At 69.0% G+C, this 1,338-nt stretch carries 1 protein-coding gene; it reads left to right on the top strand.

Features of this window, described 5'->3' with window-relative positions; genetic code table 11:
* The first annotated feature begins 64 nt into the window (after nt 1–64).
* Nucleotides 65–1,338, top strand: a protein-coding gene (locus HLB15_RS23620) for an IS3 family transposase (protein ID WP_171109207.1) whose coding sequence is annotated in 2 segments (ribosomal slippage) — nt 65–419 and nt 419–1,338 — 1,275 coding nt in all. Because the reading frame shifts where the segments join, the coding sequence is not laid out codon by codon here.

The raw sequence follows: 1,338 nt of genomic DNA on the forward strand, positions 1-1,338 counted from the left end.
CTGACCCTGGTTCTTGGACACGCTGATTCCAGCATCTGCTGGGGAAGCGAGATGATCAGGAACTATGGCCAGGAAGAACTACTCCGAGGAGTTCCGTCGCCAGGCCGTGGACTTGTACGAGTCCACGCCCGGCGCCACGGTCCGCGGTATCGCTGAGGACCTCGGGATCGTGCGTGGCACGTTGCGGGGCTGGATCGATGCCTACGGGACCGGCAGGAAGACCGCGCCGGACGGAACACGCACGTCGAGCCCGCTGCGGCCCACCACGGCGACGCCCCACGCGACGGTGCCCGCAGATGAGACACCGCAGCAGAAGATCGCCCGCCTCGAGGCGGAGAACGCGGCCTTGCGGGTCGAGACGACGAAGCTGGCCACCGAGCGGGAGATCCTGCAGAAAGCGGCGAAGTATTTCGCCGGGGAGACGCGCTGGTGAGTCGCTTCCAGTTCGTTGCCGACCATGCCGCCACCTACTCGGTGAAGCGACTGTGCGAGCTCGTCGAGATCGAGCGTTCGTTCTACTACGCCTGGAAGGCGTCCGCACCAGCGCGGGCCCAGCGGGCTGCCGCGGACGCGACCCTTCAGGCACGGATCCGCACGATCCACGCAGCCGATAACACCGTCGGCGCGCCACGGGTGACCGCGGAGCTGAACGACGGCGCCCCGGCCGGGGAGCGGGTGAACCACAAGAGGGTCGCGCGGGTGATGCGGGCGGCCGGGATCGCCGGCTACGTCAAGAGACGCAGGGCCCGCACCACGATCCCCGAGCCGGCCGACCGGGTCGTGCCGGACCTGCTGGGGCGGGACTTCACCGCGAAGGCGCCGAACCAGCGTTACGTCGGCGACATCACCTACCTACCGATCAGTGCGGCCGCGGGCGGCGGGAACCTGTACCTGGCCACCGTGATCGACTGCTACTCCCGTCGTCTGGTCGGCTGGGCGGTCGCCGACCACATGCGCACCGAGCTCGTCACCGACGCGCTCAACGCCGCCGCCGCGACCCGTGGGTCGCTGGCCGGGGCGGTCTTCCACAGCGATCACGGGTCGGTCTACACCTCCCAGGCCTACGCCGACCTCTGCGCGGCTCTGGGCGTGAGGCAGTCCATGGGCGCGGTGGGCACCTCGGCCGACAACGCCCTCGCGGAATCGTTCAACGCGACCCTCAAACGCGAGGTCCTGCAGGACGCGGCCTGCTGGCCCGACGAGGCCACCTGCCGGCGCGAGGTGTTCCGCTGGATCCTTCGTTACAACAACCGCCGCCGACACTCCTGGTGCGGCTACACCAGCCCCGTCGACTACGAGAAGAACACGACCAGCACTACGCTCACCACCGCGGCGTAA

It is taken from the genome of Promicromonospora citrea (genome assembly GCF_013004695.1).
Lineage (GTDB): Bacteria > Actinomycetota > Actinomycetes > Actinomycetales > Cellulomonadaceae > Promicromonospora > Promicromonospora citrea.